The organism is Roseburia sp. AF15-21, assembly GCF_003479505.1.
Lineage (GTDB): Bacteria > Bacillota > Clostridia > Lachnospirales > Lachnospiraceae > Roseburia_C > Roseburia_C amylophila.
Window position 1 is genome coordinate 36,137 of the sequence record NZ_QUHG01000010.1, and the last position, 16,461, is coordinate 52,597.

22 protein-coding genes and 1 pseudogene are annotated in these 16,461 nt (G+C 40.0%); 21 read left to right on the top strand and 2 right to left on the bottom strand.

Annotated elements, in window-relative coordinates; translation table 11 throughout:
* The first annotated feature begins 11 nt into the window (after positions 1-11).
* From DWW33_RS12525 to DWW33_RS12615, 17 genes and pseudogenes are all read left to right on the top strand, one after another.
* Complete coding sequence (locus DWW33_RS12525) at positions 12-308, top strand: hypothetical protein (protein WP_008687105.1); 297 nt, start codon at positions 12-14, stop codon at positions 306-308.
* Positions 227-730 carry an antirestriction protein ArdA gene (locus DWW33_RS12530; RefSeq protein ID WP_003062492.1) on the top strand — a complete coding sequence of 168 codons (504 nt, stop codon included), beginning with the start codon at positions 227-229 and terminating at the stop codon, positions 728-730. The genes DWW33_RS12525 and DWW33_RS12530 overlap by 82 nt, the downstream gene beginning before the upstream one ends.
* A gap of 17 nt (positions 731-747) precedes the next feature.
* Positions 748-1,251 carry an antirestriction protein ArdA gene (locus tag DWW33_RS12535; RefSeq protein WP_002323345.1) on the top strand — a complete coding sequence of 168 codons (504 nt, stop codon included), beginning with the start codon at positions 748-750 and terminating at the stop codon, positions 1,249-1,251.
* 107 nt (positions 1,252-1,358) lie between these two features.
* Entirely contained in the window at positions 1,359-1,757 is a 399-nt protein-coding gene (locus DWW33_RS12540; protein ID WP_003061368.1) for a conjugal transfer protein, read from the top strand.
* Positions 1,735-4,185, top strand: a complete 2,451-nt coding sequence (locus tag DWW33_RS12545) for an ATP-binding protein (RefSeq protein ID WP_003060327.1) — start codon at positions 1,735-1,737, stop codon at positions 4,183-4,185. The genes DWW33_RS12540 and DWW33_RS12545 overlap by 23 nt, the downstream gene beginning before the upstream one ends.
* Positions 4,185-6,395, top strand: a complete 2,211-nt coding sequence (locus DWW33_RS12550) for a CD3337/EF1877 family mobilome membrane protein (protein WP_003060083.1) — start codon at positions 4,185-4,187, stop codon at positions 6,393-6,395. Before DWW33_RS12545 ends, DWW33_RS12550 begins: the two co-directional genes overlap by 1 nt.
* The gene (locus DWW33_RS12555) at positions 6,392-7,399 is read left to right on the top strand and encodes a bifunctional lytic transglycosylase/C40 family peptidase (protein ID WP_003059774.1); all 1,008 of its coding nucleotides are present in this window, start codon (positions 6,392-6,394) and stop codon (positions 7,397-7,399) included. Before DWW33_RS12550 ends, DWW33_RS12555 begins: the two co-directional genes overlap by 4 nt.
* Before the next feature lie 16 nt (positions 7,400-7,415).
* Complete coding sequence (locus DWW33_RS12560) at positions 7,416-8,327, top strand: conjugal transfer protein (protein ID WP_003062215.1); 912 nt, start codon at positions 7,416-7,418, stop codon at positions 8,325-8,327.
* 144 nt (positions 8,328-8,471) lie between these two features.
* Positions 8,472-8,786, top strand: coding sequence for a DUF6442 family protein (locus DWW33_RS12565; RefSeq protein WP_003061887.1), 315 nt, complete (start codon positions 8,472-8,474; stop codon positions 8,784-8,786).
* A gap of 1 nt (position 8,787) precedes the next feature.
* Positions 8,788-8,997: a helix-turn-helix transcriptional regulator gene (locus tag DWW33_RS12570; RefSeq protein ID WP_007286202.1), complete on the top strand. Its 210-nt coding sequence runs from the start codon at positions 8,788-8,790 to the stop codon at positions 8,995-8,997.
* A gap of 14 nt (positions 8,998-9,011) precedes the next feature.
* The gene (locus DWW33_RS12575; RefSeq protein WP_003061243.1) at positions 9,012-9,341 is read left to right on the top strand and encodes a DUF3784 domain-containing protein; all 330 of its coding nucleotides are present in this window, start codon (positions 9,012-9,014) and stop codon (positions 9,339-9,341) included.
* A 15-nt stretch (positions 9,342-9,356) separates the two neighbouring features.
* The gene (locus tag DWW33_RS12580) at positions 9,357-9,587 is read left to right on the top strand and encodes a hypothetical protein (RefSeq protein WP_003060191.1); all 231 of its coding nucleotides are present in this window, start codon (positions 9,357-9,359) and stop codon (positions 9,585-9,587) included.
* A 166-nt stretch (positions 9,588-9,753) separates the two neighbouring features.
* Positions 9,754-10,524, top strand: a complete 771-nt coding sequence (locus DWW33_RS12590) for an ABC transporter ATP-binding protein (protein ID WP_003061398.1) — start codon at positions 9,754-9,756, stop codon at positions 10,522-10,524.
* Positions 10,514-11,356: an FtsX-like permease family protein gene (locus DWW33_RS12595; protein ID WP_003060411.1), complete on the top strand. Its 843-nt coding sequence runs from the start codon at positions 10,514-10,516 to the stop codon at positions 11,354-11,356. Before DWW33_RS12590 ends, DWW33_RS12595 begins: the two co-directional genes overlap by 11 nt.
* 20 nt (positions 11,357-11,376) lie before the next feature.
* The gene (locus tag DWW33_RS12600; RefSeq protein ID WP_032491781.1) at positions 11,377-11,460 is read left to right on the top strand and encodes a 23S rRNA methyltransferase attenuation leader peptide; all 84 of its coding nucleotides are present in this window, start codon (positions 11,377-11,379) and stop codon (positions 11,458-11,460) included.
* 124 nt (positions 11,461-11,584) lie between these two features.
* Positions 11,585-12,322: pseudogene (gene erm(B) / locus DWW33_RS12605) on the top strand (23S rRNA (adenine(2058)-N(6))-methyltransferase Erm(B)).
* Positions 12,323-12,467: 145 nt separating this feature from the next.
* The gene (locus tag DWW33_RS12615; protein ID WP_118639671.1) at positions 12,468-12,767 is read left to right on the top strand and encodes a topoisomerase C-terminal repeat-containing protein; all 300 of its coding nucleotides are present in this window, start codon (positions 12,468-12,470) and stop codon (positions 12,765-12,767) included.
* Positions 12,768-12,821: 54 nt separating this feature from the next.
* On the opposite strand, the gene DWW33_RS12620 is transcribed toward DWW33_RS12615, so the two are convergent.
* Together DWW33_RS12620 and DWW33_RS12625 are read right to left on the bottom strand one after the other, a co-directional pair.
* Positions 12,822-13,022, bottom strand: a complete 201-nt coding sequence (locus DWW33_RS12620) for a helix-turn-helix transcriptional regulator (protein ID WP_004611564.1) — start codon at positions 13,020-13,022, stop codon at positions 12,822-12,824.
* 84 nt (positions 13,023-13,106) lie between these two features.
* Entirely contained in the window at positions 13,107-13,841 is a 735-nt protein-coding gene (locus DWW33_RS12625; RefSeq protein WP_117482444.1) for a helix-turn-helix domain-containing protein, read from the bottom strand.
* A gap of 238 nt (positions 13,842-14,079) precedes the next feature.
* On the opposite strand from DWW33_RS12625, the gene dinB reads away from it, so the two are divergent.
* From dinB to DWW33_RS12645, 4 genes are all read left to right on the top strand, one after another.
* Positions 14,080-15,327 carry a DNA polymerase IV gene (dinB, locus tag DWW33_RS12630; protein ID WP_117529002.1) on the top strand — a complete coding sequence of 416 codons (1,248 nt, stop codon included), beginning with the start codon at positions 14,080-14,082 and terminating at the stop codon, positions 15,325-15,327.
* A gap of 15 nt (positions 15,328-15,342) precedes the next feature.
* On the top strand, positions 15,343-15,585 hold the full coding sequence (locus DWW33_RS12635) for a LexA family protein (protein WP_004611567.1): 243 nt from the start codon (positions 15,343-15,345) through the stop codon (positions 15,583-15,585).
* Between the two features lie 5 nt (positions 15,586-15,590).
* Positions 15,591-15,845 carry a hypothetical protein gene (locus DWW33_RS12640; RefSeq protein ID WP_004611568.1) on the top strand — a complete coding sequence of 85 codons (255 nt, stop codon included), beginning with the start codon at positions 15,591-15,593 and terminating at the stop codon, positions 15,843-15,845.
* Positions 15,846-16,021: 176 nt separating this feature from the next.
* Positions 16,022-16,231: a hypothetical protein gene (locus DWW33_RS12645; RefSeq protein WP_022293003.1), complete on the top strand. Its 210-nt coding sequence runs from the start codon at positions 16,022-16,024 to the stop codon at positions 16,229-16,231.
* The last annotated feature ends 230 nt before the right edge of the window (positions 16,232-16,461 follow it).

Sequence of the window (16,461 nt, forward strand, 5' to 3'; positions counted from 1 at the left end):
GGAGTGATGAAATGAGCGATATTTTTAAGGATATGCAGGCAAACGTCGGCTGTGATTATATTTCTAACCTGCCCTCTTACAAGCGTAAAGTGTGGCATGAAATGAAGCGATTACCGCTTACGAATTATGATATAAAACAGTTAGAAGATTTTTCAAAGTATGTGTTTGGTATGTCGTACCAGAGCTTAAAAGATGTGATGAAGCAACAGAAAGGACGTGAGGAACAATGCAGGAAACAAGGGTGCTGGTGGAAACGAGAGGAACAACTGGCGAAGAAACAATATCATACTGGTTCGACCTGCCGATAGATGTTGCCGAGTTTGAAGAAAAGTTAGGTATCGGTGCAGAAAGTGGGGATTATCGTATTATCGAAAAGGTGTTGCCTTATGCTGATGAAGTCCACGAACACACCAGCGTGTACCAGCTCAACGAATTAGATTTTATGTACCGCCAGCTTTCAAGTGATATGCAGGAAGAATATGTATCACTACTTACGGTGTTTGAAAATTTAGAAGCACTTTATATTTGCAGGAACGTGATTATTGTTTATCCCGACTGTAAAAGCATGATAGATGTTGCAAGGCAAAAGCTGATGAACGACCCGATGTTCAAGCATTTATCCGAGGACTGTCAAGAATACTACTTTGACTTTGAAGCCTACGCTTCTCACTTGCAGGAACACGGGAAATTTTTAGTAACAGAACACGGTATCTTTGAACTGCCAGAGTAGGAAATGAGGTGGTGCTTATGATTGATGATATGGCGGTTTATATTGCTAATCTTGGCAAATACAATGAGGGCTATTTAGTCGGTGCTTGGTTCACGTTCCCCATTGACGAGGAAGATGTGAAAGAAAAAATCGGCTTGAATGAACAGTATGAGGAATACGCTATCCATGATACCGACAACTTTCCCATTGCGATTGGCGAGTATGTTTCCATTGAAGAACTCAATGAGATGTATGAAATGATAGAGGAACTTCCCGACTATATTGTAGAGTGTCTGGACGAATTTATCAGCCACTATGGGACGCTGGAAGAAGTCGTGGAACATAAGGACGATATTTACTATTATCCCGACTGTGAAACCATGACAGATGTTGCCTACTACTACATAGACGAATTGCAGGCACTTGGGGACATTCCACCCAGCTTACAGAATTACATTGACTATGAAGCCTACGGGCGAGATTTGGATATGGGCGGTTGCTTTATTGAAACAAGCCGAGGTATGTGCGAGATACCATATTAACGCTGGAAGATCAGCGACAAGCATTGTTGCTACTGACAGCGTATTTCTCTTTAAGGGACAGTCTGAAAATGGCTGTCCTTTTCTATTTTGAAAGGAGCTGAAAGAACTTGAAAAAGATTAAAAGCTACACGGGTATCTGGAACGTGGAAAAAGTCTTGTATGCAATCAATGACTTTAACTTACCCTTTCCCGTTACTTTTACACAGATTACATGGTTTGTGATTACGGAATTTATCATCATTCTGTTTGGGGATATTCCCCCACTTTCCATGATTGAGGGAGCATTTCTCAAATACTTTGGTATTCCCGTTGCTCTCACTTGGTTCATGTCGCAGAAAACCTTTGACGGAAAGAAGCCGTACAGCTTTTTGAAATCACAGATAACCTATGCCCTGCGACCAAAAATCACTTATGCAGGAAAAGCCGTAAAACTGCATAAGCAGATATTGAATGAAACAATCACGGCAGTAAGGAGTGTGAACTATGTTCCCGATAAAATATATTGACAATAACCTTGTCTGGAACAAGGACAATGAGGTGTTCGCCTACTATGAGCTGATACCATACAACTATTCTTTTCTATCCGCAGAGCAGAAATTTATCGTGCATGACAGTTTCCGACAGCTTATCGCACAGTCCCGTGAGGGTAAAATTCATGCGTTGCAGATTGCCACAGAAAGCTCAATCCGCAGTATGCAGGAACAGTCAAAGAAGCTGGTAACTGGAAAATTAAAGGAAGTTGCCTGCCAGAAGATAGACGAACAGACCGAAGCGTTAGTATCTATGATTGGGGACAATCAAGTGGACTACCGCTTTTTTCTTGGCTTTAAGCTCATGGTTACGGAAGAACAGCTCAATCTGAAGAACATCAAAAAATCGGTGTGGCTGACGTTCACAGAATTTCTCCATGAAGTGAACCACACGCTGATGAATGATTTTGTTTCCATGCCGAATGATGAAATCAACCGTTACATAAAAATGGAAAAGTTACTGGAAAATAAAATCTCCCGTCGCTTTAAGGTGCGTCGCTTGGAAATCCATGATTTTGGGTATCTCATGGAACATCTTTACGGCAGGGACGGTATCGCTTATGAAGATTATGAGTACCAGCTACCAAAGAAAAAATTGAACAAAGAGACGCTGATAAAATACTACGACCTTATCCGTCCGACAAGGTGTGTGATTGAGGAAAGCCAGCGGTATTTACGATTGGAACATGAGGACAAGGAAAGCTATGTGTCCTATTTTACCGTCAATGCGATTGTAGGAGAGCTTGATTTTCCGTCGTCTGAAATCTTCTATTTCCAGCAACAGCAATTCACATTCCCCGTTGATACGAGCATGAATGTAGAAATCGTGGAAAATCGGAAAGCATTAACGACCGTCCGCAACAAGAAAAAGGAACTGAAAGACCTTGATAATCACGCCTATCAAGCAGGAAGTGAAACCAGCTCAAATGTGGTGGACGCTTTAGACAGCGTGGACGAGCTGGAAACTGATTTAGACCAGACAAAAGAAAGTATGTATAAGTTAAGCTACGTCATACGGGTGTCTGCACCCGATCTTGACGAGCTGAAACGCCGTTGTGATGAAGTCAAGGACTTTTACGACGACCTCAATGTAAAGCTGGTGCGTCCTGCTGGGGATATGCTGGGGCTTCATTCTGAATTTTTACCAGCCAGCAAGCGATATATCAATGACTATGTGCAGTATGTAAAATCAGATTTTTTAGCTGGGCTTGGCTTTGGTGCGACACAGCAGTTAGGAGAAACTACGGGTATCTATATGGGCTATTCTGTTGATACGGGAAGAAATGTGTACCTGCAACCGTCCCTTGCCAGTCAAGGTGTAAAAGGTACAGTTACCAACGCTTTAGCGTCTGCTTTTGTCGGTTCGCTTGGCGGTGGGAAATCGTTCTGTAACAATCTTCTGGTATATTATGCGGTGCTGTTTGGCGGTCAAGCACTTCTGTTAGACCCTAAAAGTGAGCGTGGTAACTGGAAAGAAACGCTCCCAGAGATTGCACATGAAATCAATATCGTAAATCTTACCAGCGATAAGGACAATGCAGGGCTTCTTGACCCGTTTGTGATTATGAAGAATGTAAAAGACGCTGAAAGTCTGGCAATCGACATCTTAACATTCCTTACGGGTATTTCTTCAAGGGACGGCGAAAAATTCCCCGTACTTCGTAAGGCAGTACGCTCCGTTACCCAGAGCGACAGTCGGGGCTTGCTCCATGTGATAGACGAGCTACGCCGTGAAGATACGCCCATATCAAGAAATATCGCAGACCATATCGACAGCTTCACGGACTACGACTTTGCACACCTGCTGTTTTCAGACGGTACGGTAGAAAATGCTATCAGTCTGGATAATCAGCTCAATATCATTCAAGTAGCCGACCTTGTACTGCCAGATAAAGATACCACTTTTGAAGAATACACGACCATTGAATTGTTGTCTGTGTCTATGCTGATTGTGATTAGTACCTTTGCCCTTGATTTTATCCATTCGGACAGAAGCATTTTTAAGATTGTCGATTTAGACGAAGCGTGGGCGTTCTTAAATGTGGCACAAGGAGAAACCTTATCAAATAAGCTGGTTCGTGCTGGGCGAGCTATGCAGGCAGGCGTTTATTTCGTTACCCAGTCTGCCTATGACGTGTCAAAGGAAAGTCTGAAAAACAATATCGGCTTAAAGTTTGCATTTAGAAGCACGGATATAAACGAGATAAAGCAGACCTTAGAGTTTTTCGGTATCGACAAGGACGATGAGAACAACCAGAAACGCTTGCGTGATTTGGAGAACGGACAATGCTTATTGCAGGACTTATACGGGCGTGTCGGTGTGGTGCAGATACACCCAGTCTTTGAAGAACTGCTACACGCCTTTGATACCAGACCGCCCGTACAGAGAAATGAGGTGGAGTGATGAAAGAAAGGATAAAAGGTGTGTTCACAAAAAAGAAGATTTTCCACTTTCTCAAAATGGCTCTGTTCGTGGTGGCACTCTCCCTTATCCTGCTTTCACTTTTGGGGACGGTGGCTCATGCGACGGGGCTTGTAGACGATACCATAAACGCAGAAAATCTTTATTCAAAATATCCCCTTTCCAACTACCAGCTTGATTTTTTCGTCGATAATAGCTGGTCGTGGCTTCCGTGGAACTGGCTCGACGGTATCGGAAAATCGGTACAATACGGGCTGTACTGCATTACCAACTTTGTCTGGACTATCAGTTTGTATTTGAGTAATGCAACGGGCTATGTGGTGCAGGAAGCCTATAAGCTGGACTTCATCAATGATATGGCAGACAGTATCGGAAAGAGCATACAGACCCTTGCAGGCGTTACCGAGAACGGCTTTTCTTCTACGGGCTTCTATGTTGGTTTCCTGCTTCTCATTATCTTAGTGGTGGGAATGTACGTTGCTTATACGGGACTGATAAAACGGGAAACCAGCAAAGCACTTCACGCTGTTATCAACTTTGTGGTGGTGTTCGTGCTGTCCGCTTCATTTATTGCTTATGCTCCCGACTATATCAAGAAGATAAATGAATTTTCATCAGACATCAGTACCGCTTCTTTGGATTTGGGAACAAAAATCATGCTCCCTAACTCCGACAGCGAGGGTAAGGACAGCGTGGACTTGATACGGGACAGCCTATTTTCTATTCAAGTGGAACAGCCGTGGCTCTTGCTTCAATTCGGGAACAGCAACGCAGAAGAAATCGGGACAGACCGTGTAGAAGCTCTCGTATCGGCAAGTCCAGAGGACGAGGACGGGAAAACCAGAGAGGAAGTCGTGAAAACAGAAATCGAGGACAACGACAATAACAATCTGACAATACCGCAGGTCGTGAACCGTTTGGGTATGGTGTTCTTCCTCTTGTTCTTTAACTTGGGTATCACGATATTTGTATTCTTGCTTACGGGCATGATGTTGTTCAGCCAGATACTTTTTATTATCTTTGCAATGTTTTTACCTATCAGTTTTTTACTTTCCATGATACCGAGCTATGAAAGCATGGCAAAGCAGGCAATCGTGAGAGTATTTAATACCATAATGACACGGGCAGGAATAACGCTCATTGTAACGGTGGCATTTAGTATTTCCAGTATGTTTTACAACATTTCCACAGACTACCCATTCTTTATGGTGGCGTTCTTGCAGATAGTATGTTTCGCTGGTATCTACATGAAGCTGGGCGACTTAATGAGTATGTTCTCACTTAATGCTGGCGACAGTCAAAGCATGGGACGACGCATATTCCGCAGACCGTATCTGTTTATGCGACATCGGGCTAGGCGTATGGAACACCGTATTGCAAGGGCGGTAAGTGCTGGCGGTATTTCGGGCGGTGTAGCTGGTGCGGTGGCTGGAAGTGCCGTTGCTGGCAAGAGAGCCGAAAGAAAAAATACGGCTTCTAAAGAAAATCGGGGCAATACCACTTCCAGCATGGGACAGCGTGCAGGTTCAAAAGTCGGTGCTGTTTTAGATACGAAAAATAAAGTGAAAGACAAGGCAAACGCTGTCAAAGAGAATATCAAGGATATGCCGACACAGACCGCTTATGCGGTGTATTCCGCAAAGGAAAAGGCAAAGTCCAGCGTGTCCGACTTCAAGCGTGGCATGGTGCAGGAACAGCAGTCCAGACAGACGGGACGCTTGGAAAAGCAGGAACAGCGTAAGAAAAATATCGCTGACAAACGTATGGAGCTTCAAAAGGCACAAGAAGCAAGGCAGGTACAGCGAAAGGCTGACGGATCAGCGACAACGGGAGCTACCCGTCCCCATGAGCGACCAGTCACAGCTTCAACCATTCCAAAGCCGAGTGTTGAAAAAATGCAGGAAGTCAAACGCCCAGCCACAGCTCCAACTCCGAAAGCAAGTGAGCCAGTCAAGACAAATGTTATCAAAGAGCGTCCGTTATCTTCTGGTGCTTCTGATAAGAAAGCACCCCAGCCTACACAGACAGTACATAGGCAGAATGTAGAAAAAGTGGTATCGCAGGAAACACGCCAGAATGACACCAAAGACCGCAGGATAAAGGTTCAGCAGACCCAGAGCGTCCAGAAGAACCAGCAGACCATAGAGAAAACCCGTAACCTTGTAACGAAGAAAGGACAGAAGAAAAAATGAAACTGAAACATATCGCTATCATTGGCAGTCTGTTTCCTATCCTCTTTTCTCTGGTGCTTTTCTTTGGCGTCCTCATTAGTGCGGACAGCGACGACGAGAACAGCAATTTTTCTTCTGGCATTACGGGTATGAACCTATCCGCAGAAGTCTTGAAACATCAGCCTATGGTAGAAAAATACGCCAGAGAAAACGGTATCTCCGAGTATGTCAATGTGTTACTTGCTATCATTCAAGTAGAAAGTGGCGGTACGGCAGAAGATGTTATGCAGAGTTCGGAAAGTCTTGGTTTACCGCCTAATTCCTTAGATACGGAAAGCTCAATCAAGCAGGGGTGTAAGTATTTTGCGTCCCTGCTTTCTTCCTGCAAAAATCAAGGTATCGACGACTTGAATGTAGCGATACAGTCTTATAACTATGGCGGTGGCTATGTGGGATATGTGGCAGGAAAAGGAAAAAAACACACTTTTAATCTTGCAGAGAGCTTCGCCCGTGAGAAATCGGGTGGAAAGAAAGTAACCTACACCAACCCGATAGCCGTTGCTAAGAATGGGGGCTGGCGGTATGGCTATGGAAATATGTTCTATGTGGAAGTAGTCAATCAGTATTTAGCAGTTCCGCAGGTATCGGGAGAACTGGCACAAAAGGTAATGAATGAAGCGTTGAAATATCAAGGCTGGAAGTATGTGTATGGTGGCAGTAACCCGAATACTTCCTTTGATTGTTCGGGATTGACGCAATGGTGCTATGGAAAAGCTGGTATCTCCTTACCGAGAACAGCACAAGCACAGTATGACGCAACCCAACATCTGCCACTCTCGCAGGCAAAAGCAGGCGATTTGGTGTTTTTCCATTCCACCTATAACGCTGGTTCGTATGTAACACACGTCGGTATTCTTGTTTCGCCGACACAGATGTACCACGCAGGCGACCCGATAGGATATGCAGACCTAAGTAGTAGTTACTGGCAACAGCACTTAATCGGTGCAGGACGAGTAAAACAATAGAAAGGACTTGAAAAATATGTTTAAGAAGAATAAGAAACAGACAGAAACTATCAAAGAACCAAAAGAAAAAAAGGTGCGTACTGTCAAGGTAGGCACACATAAGAAAACCGTGATTGCGTTGTGGGTGGTGCTTGTCGCAAGCGTGAGCTTTGGGGTGTATAAGAATTTTACGGCTATCGACCAGCACACCACCCATGAAAAAGAAATCATTGAACTTTGCTTGCAGGACACCAACGGGATAGAAAATTTCGTGAAAAACTTTGCGAAGTCCTATTACACATGGGATAACAGCAAAGAAGCTATCGAAGCAAGGACGCAGGCAATCAGCGGTTATCTGACAAAGGAATTGCAGGACTTAAATGTAGACACCATTAGAACCGATATACCGACCAGCTCCACGGTTACAGATGTGATTGTATGGCATATCGAGCAATCGGGAGCGGACACTTTTTCTGCTACCTACGAAGTAGATCAGCAGATAAAAGAGGGAGAACAGACAAGCAATGTGAAAGCAACCTATACTGTAAAAGTCTATGTGGACGCAGACGGGGATATGGTAATCGTTCAAAACCCTACCCTTGCACCAGCAGTTGAAAAATCAGACTATGAGCCTAAGACACCAGAAGCAGACGCAAGCGTGGACGCTGATACGGTAAATGACGCTACCGCTTTTCTGGAAACATTCTTTAAGCTGTACCCAACAGCGACGGAAAAAGAGCTTGCTTACTATGTATTGGGAAATGTGATTGAACCTATCGGCAGGGACTACCTTTATTCTGAACTGGTAAACCCTATCTTTATAAAGGACGGCGACAATGTGAAAGTCAAGGTTGCGGTAAAATTCATTGATAATCAGACAAAAGCGACGCAGGTATCGCAGTATGAGCTTGTGCTACATAAGGATAGTAACTGGAAGATTGTAGGATAAATGATATAGCGTGCATTTCCTATCAGATTTGCACGCTTTTACAAAACGACAAGAAAACTGTGCAAAAATATTGACTTGTAATGACCGAATGCTATAATATAAATGACAAGTGTACTTGGTATTATTTGAAGGGAGCGTTATATAATGGATAAAGAAAAAATACTATCACAAAACAAAAAAGAGAATCTATATCTTGATGAATACGAAAAACATATTAAACTTCAAGGGAAATCTTTTGGCTTAATGTTTGTTTTATTTATCTGCATTTTAATTCTTTTCATTAAAGCAGTTTGTAAAGAACCTTACTATGACATAATGACAATTATTGGGTCTGTGGCATTTGGCTCTATGGGTTATGAAGCACATATTTCAAAAAATAAATCCAAATTTGTTATTGCTTTATTCTTTTTTCTATTTATGGGGTATTACTTTTATAAATTTTTAATGGTAGGTTTATAGAATGGACGAACATTTAATTTTGCGAAACAGATTAAAAACTGTACGAAAAGAAAAAAAATTATCACAAACAGAATTAGCTGAACTAGTCGGGGTTTCTCGGAATACAGTTAGTTCTATTGAAACTGGACAATTTAATCCAACAGCAAAATTGGCATTAGTGCTTTGTATAGCTTTAGATAAAAAATTTGAAGAATTATTTTATTTTGATTAAAGGAGAGAACGATTATGGAATTAGAGGAATTGATTGTTGAAATAGTTATAGGATTGTTTTTACTTTTTACATCTTATCAAATAGGTATAAAAGAGAATATTACTTTATTACATGGTTATCATTATACACAACTTGACCCTAAAGATAAAAAGGTGTTTACAAAAAAAATAGGAATAGGCACTTTACTGGTTAGTATTGGTATTCTTGTTATGCCGATTATCAATTTAATCTCTCATTCTGAATTAGGCTATTACATAGGTCTTATTTTGATTGTTGTAGGAGTGTTTTATATCATATTCATCATTGTAAAATACAATGGAAAACTTATTAGCTTTAAAAAGTAGAATTGAGGTATGAATATGATAGGACTGAACAAAAGAGATATAAAAAAGGCATTGAAAGCTGGTGCAAAAGCTGGCGGTGTATCATTGGCTGATGTTCGGGCGGATATTGAAGCTACGATTGATGAAGCTATGAATAGCACCGACCCAGAGGTGCAGGCAAATTTCAAAAAGTATTTTGGGAATAAACGCCCTACACCAGAAGAATATATTTATATCATTACGAAAAAGACAAAGGCAAAATTATAATAAAAGGGTCGTGGAAATGCTTCACAAAATTGTGATCTGCATTATCACGGCTCTTTTACTCTCTGTTTACTTTCAAAACTGTAAGTGTAATTGAATACTGCCCTTGCTATAATTTAATTGTATTCCAAAACAAATAAATGTGGCAGGAAGAAAGGAGCGATTTTTAATGGAACACATTTTAAATTTAGAGCAAGTAAAAAAATACTACGGGGGTAACTCTGGAAATATCACAAAGGCAGTAGACGGTATTTCTATGTATGTAGATAAGGGCGAATTTGTCGCAATCATGGGAGCTAGTGGTTCTGGAAAGACTACCCTATTAAACTGTATCTCTACGATTGATACTGTAACCAGCGGACACATTACAGTCAATAATCAAGATATTACCAAAATCAAGGATAAAGATTTTGCTGATTTCAGACGTGAAAATTTAGGGTTCATTTTTCAAGATTTCAACCTTTTAGATACTTTAACGATTGGAGAAAACATTTCTTTATCATTGGTTATCAACAAACAGAACCCTACTGATATTGAGAAAAGAGTTCATGCTATCGCCGATAAATTGGGTATTCGTGATATTTTATCGAAATTTCCTTATGAAGTTTCTGGCGGACAAAAACAGCGTTGTGCTTGTGCTAGAGCCTTAATCAATGAACCGAAACTGATTTTAGCTGATGAACCGACGGGAGCTTTGGACTCAAAAGCTTCCAGATTATTACTGGAAACAATGTCTGAAATCAACAAGAAAATGCAGGCTACTATTTTAATGGTAACACATGACCCGTTTAGTGCGTCTTTCTGTGAACGTATTTTGTTCTTGAAAGACGGTAAAATATTCAATGAAATTTTCAGAGGGGAAAAAAGCAGAAAAGATTTCTTCAATGAAATACTGGATATATTAACCTTGCTCGGAGGTGAAGTGGGAAATGTTAGGTAAGTTAGCGTATAGAAATACAAAAAGAAATATTAAAGATTATTTGATTTATCTGATAACCGTTACTGCATCCTTTTCTCTTATATTTGCTTTTAATTTGGTGGCAAATTCTGATGAAATTGTAAAGTTATGTTCCAGTATGGATGCATTTAAGAATTCATTGTTCGCTGTAAATATTCTTATTATTTTTGTGATATGCTTTTTGATCAACTATACAACGAAATTTATGTTTGAAAAAAGAAGTAAAGAATTAGGAACATATATGCTTCTTGGCATTAAGAAAAAAGAAATTGCCCACTTAGTTGTAATTGAAAATATACTGTTGGGAATTTTAGCATTTGTATTAGCTATTCCTATTGGCTTTTTATTCAGCCAGTTTGTGTCGTTAGTAATTGTAAACTTACTGGGTATTCCAAAAACTCTCTTTATTTCTTTGAATTTCGTTTCTATTGGACTATTGATAATTTATTTTTTAACTATTTATGTTTTGGTTTTGCTTAATCTATTAAGAAGAATAAGTAAAATGACGATACGTGATTTTCTTTATTTTGACAAACAAAATGAAAAGAAAATGTTCCGTGACAGTAAAAAAAGAAATGTCATTTTTGTTTTAAGTATTATTCTTGGTGCGATTTCTCTTTTTCTCTGGAATTCACGTTGTACTATGGATAATTTTAATAAGCAAGAAACACTTACTTATTTGATGGTAAGCGTAATCATGTTGATTATCAGCATTTATGGTATATCTACAACTTGTGCAGATATGTTCTTGACTGTTATCTTAAAATTTTGTATAATAGGAATTGAAGTTAAATTAGATGCTAAAAATTTGTAATTAAGAAGGAGGGATTCGTCATGTTGGTATTCCAAATGTGTAATGTAGATAAAACATCTACTGTTTTGAAACAGACTAAAAACAGTGATTACGCAGATAAATAAATACGTTAGATTAATTCCTACCAGTGACTAATCTTATGACTTTTTAAACAGATAACTAAAATTACAAACAAATCGTTTAACTTCTGTATTTATTTACAGATGTAATCACTTCAGGAGTGATTACATGAACAAAAATATAAAATATTCTCAAAACTTTTTAACGAGTGAAAAAGTACTCAACCAAATAATAAAACAATTGAATTTAAAAGAAACCGATACCGTTTACGAAATTTGAACAGGTAAAGGGCATTTAACGACGAAACTGGCTAAAATAAGTAAACAGGTAACGTCTATTGAATTAGACAGTCATCTATTCAACTTATCGTCAGAAAAATTAAAACTGAATACTCGTGTCACTTTAATTCACCAAGATATTCTACAGTTTCAATTCCCTAACAAACAGAGGTATAAAATTGTTGGGAATATTCCTTACCATTTAAGCACACAAATTATTAAAAAAGTGGTTTTTGAAAGCCGTGCGTCTGACATCTATCTGATTGTTGAAGAAGGATTCTACAAGCGTACCTTGGATATTCACCGAACACTAGGGTTGCTCTTGCACACTCAAGTCTCGATTCAGCAATTGCTTAAGCTGCCAGCGGAATGCTTTCATCCTAAACCAAAAGTAAACAGTGTCTTAATAAAACTTACCCGCCATACCACAGATGTTCCAGATAAATATTGGAAGCTATATACGTACTTTGTTTCAAAATGGGTCAATCGAGAATATCGTCAACTGTTTACTAAAAATCAGTTTCATCAAGCAATGAAACACGCCAAAGTAAACAATTTAAGTACCATTACTTATGAGCAAGTATTGTCTATTTTTAATAGTTATCTATTATTTAACGGGAGGAAATAATTCTATGAGTCGCTTTTTTAAATTTGGAAAGTTACACGTTACTAAAGGGAATGGAGATAAATTATTAGATATACTACTGACAGCTTCCAAGAAGCTAAAGAGGTCCCTAGCGCCTACGGGGAATTTGTATCGATAAGGGGTACAAATTCCCACTAAGCGCTCGGGACCCCTTGTAGGAAAATGTCCTAAGTGTGGCAACAATATTGTATTAAAAAAATCGTTTTATGGTTGTTCAAATTATCCTGAATGTAAGTTTACTTTAGCTGAACATTTTAGAAAGAAAAAACTAACCAAAACGAATGTAAAAGAATTACTGGAGGGAAAAGAAACCCTGGTAAAAGGAATCAAAAACAAAGAGAAAAAGCCCTACAATGCCGTTGTAAAAATTGGGGAAAAGGGATATATTGATTTTATCTCTTTTTATCAAAAAAACTATAGTTGTTGATAAGGACATGAAAAGCTGTCCAAAATAGAAGGTGAACCGGATTGCTGCTCCGACTCAATCTTCCACATGGAATACATCTTCCACCAGCATATTAAAGTACTTTGATATCCGCAGCATAAATTCGGCAGATGGGGTGCTGTCCCCACGCTCTATCCTGCCGACAGTTTTGGTGCTGTATCCAATAGCAGCGGCAAGGTCATCCTGGTAAATGCCTCGCTGTTCACGTATTTCTCTTATATTATTGGTAACCGCCATAAAAATCCCTTCTTTCAGTTCTATAGATATTTTCTTATTGTCAATTATGCAAAATAATGTGTCCGATAAAAATGACTTGCAATTTTATCGGCAATGTCCTGTAATAGCACAAGCATCAGATTTTCCAAGAACTTTTCCAAATATGTCTAAGCGGTCATTTTCACTAACCTTGATAGGTGCATACTTTTCATTGAGTGAGATAAGGAAAATTCCTTCTTTATCGTTTTGTAATTTCTTAATATAGGCTTCTCCGTTTAGAGCGAAGATGCCGATTTCTCCATTAGCAACAGATTCCTGCTGTAATATCCATGCAATCTGACCATCGTGGAATTCTGGTTCCATACTGTCACCACTAATACGGACACCGAAAGTAGTATCTTCTGGCAGGATAGATTCATCTATGCGTACAGTCTCTTTCGGTCCATCTACAAGGAAGTTACCGGTTCCGGCTGATACAGCATTTTCAAAAATATCAATGCTACGGAATGGAATTATCTTAGCAGTCTGCTTTTCATACATTCCGGATGCGTGGAGCAGATTGATATAATCCATAGCTTTTTCCCTGCCTTCATCAGTTAGTGATGAGAAAGGATCGGCAGGATTTACTCCAAAATATGCCTCATACATGTTAGTAATACCAAGGATTCTACACACTTTGTAAAATATGGTAACGCTTGGTTCAGCAAGATTTCTCTCCCAGTTGGATATGGCTTTATAGGAAATGGTAATGCCTTCCTTTGCCAGTTCATCAGCGAGATCCTGTTGGAGCAAGCCTTTCTTTTTTCTATATGTTGAAATGATTTCTCCGATTGAGTACATACATACGCCTCTTTTCTTTCATTTTGTTGATTTCAAATGTCTCTTTTCACTCCATAGTATATAGCAATAGTGCCAATTATTCAAGTTAAAAATCCAATATAATGAGAAAAAGGACACATGTGTCCGTTGACAGTCGATTATTCTTGGGGTTATACTATGCCCTGTAAGGAACATTACTCATATACTTGGACTAAAGGTTATGGTAGTGACAGATTAAATGCAGCAGGAGGTTATGCAGATGGGAGACAGGGTAATACTTCATTCAGATATCAACTGTTGCTATGCTTCGATTGAGCATCTGCATCATCCGGAGCTTGCAGGAAAGCCACTGGCAGTAGGCGGTGACCCGGAGGCAAGACATGGGATTGTCTTAACAGCCGACTATATTGCCAAGAAGTACGGTGTGAAAACAGGAATGGCACTCTGGCAGGCAAAGCAGGTCTGTCCTGACATAACGTTTGTTTCACCAAGAATGGACTTATATCTTCGATTCTCAAGAATGGCACATGAGATATATGCAGAATATACGGACAGGCAGGAGCCATATGGAATTGATGAGTGCTGGCTTGATGTGACAGGGAGCAGCTCCCTTAAAGGGGATGGATTGCTCATTGCACAGGAAATCAGCAGGAGAATGAAGTCAGAGCTTGGCATCACAGTAAGTGTTGGTGTTTCTTTCAATAAGATATTTGCAAAGCTTGGTTCAGACTATAAGAAACCTGATGCAATCACAACTATGTATAAGAGTGAGTTTAAGCAGAAGGCATGGTCACTTCCGGTGGCAGATCTTCTATACGTTGGCAAAAGTACGAACAGAAAGCTTGCATTATTTGGTATTAAAACCATAGGTGATCTTGCAAGAGCAGATGAAGATGTGCTTAACAGTCACCTTGGAAAGATGGGCAGTATCTTATGGTCATTTGCGAATGGCTATGATGATTCACCTGTCAAGCTAGAGAATACCCACGCTCCAATCAAATCGGTGGGAAACAGCACAACGACTCCAAAGGATTTAGTATGTGATGAGGATGTAAAGATTGTTCTTTATATTCTGGCTGAGAGTGTTGCAGCAAGACTTCGTGAGAATGGATTCCGGTGCAGAGTGGTTGAGATAAGTGTCAGGGATAATGAGTTATTCTCTTTTATTCGTCAGAAAAAGATTGACCATGCAACGAATATCACCGGAGAGATAGCTGCATATGCTTATCAGATATTTAAGGAAAACTATAACTGGAGCAAGCCGATCCGCAGTGTTGGTGTCCGAGGTGCAGACTTAGTAACAGATAATTATTGGGAACAGATTGATTTGTTCTCAAGTGTGGAGAAGCGTGAAAAGCAGATGAAGATGGATTCAGCGGTGGATGAGATACGCAGAAGATTTGGATTTTACAGTATCCAGAGGGGACTCATGTACCGGGACAGGATTCTGTCGGCAGTCAATGCAAAAGAAGAACACACAGTACATCCACATGGGTATTTTGGATAAAGAGGGAGGCGGAACATGAGCGAAGCAGCAAGAATTGATCTGGTAGACAGAGCACCATTGACGGAGAAGCAGCAGAATGTGTATGAAAGCATTATGCAATATCAGCGTGTGAATGGTTATGCTCCTACTATCAGGGAGATATGCAAGATGGTAGGGGTGGCATCGACTTCAAGTGTTTATGCACATCTGAAAATATTAGAAGAAAAAGGCTATATAGCAAGGAAGATGGATGCTTCCAGAGCAATAGCAATCTTGTAAGGAAGGTGATTACATTGAGCAATAAGGTATATGTTGATGTACTTGCAGAGTTTTCAAAGGACGGACTGCTCATTCCCAAAGAGATAACATGGGAAGATGGCAGAAAGTATGAGATTACACGAGTAAAAGACAAGCGCAGAGCAGCCAGTACAAGGGCTGGCGGCGTTGGAGAGCGTTATACCTGTGTGGTAGATGGAAAGGAAATATTCCTTTTCTATGAAGATAACAATATGTGGTTTATGGAAAGAGCCGGAGCCTGATGTGATTGTGTGCTGACAGCACAATTCATATCAGTTGGCTTTAGATCAGCAAAGCCGGGGAATGTGCAGACATTCATCGGAACTCCCGGCAACAGGCTTGCAAAGGTGATTTCCCTTTCCTTTACGAGTACAGAATTGTAGATTGATGATTTTGTATGAATAAGGAGCGAACTGAATTGAACAAAGAGTTAAAAGTTATAGATTTTTATTGTAAGAAGTGCAAAAAGAGTATGAAAGTTTCATACATGGTTACAGGTAACAGAAATTATCCGGTACTGCCGAGAGTAATGATGAAATGTCACCATTGTGGCAGAGTAATGACCTTGAAGAATTTCAAGGAAGGTGAACTGTTAGATAAAGTAGAGCAGGATAAGTATTATATCTGATACATACAGTCAGACATCAGATGGTGCGGCAGATATTTGGTCGCAACAGGACAAGACAATTAAATTAGTGGTCATCATGATATGGGAGACACTTGCAATAAGCGTAAGCTGATGATACGCAAAGGTGCCATCCTAAGGACGCATGAAAAATTAGAAACCAGTTTGAGGACTGGGACTGTTTTTCATGTGTCCTTTTTTATTTGCTGAAAATTACATATCTAGGGAGTTAT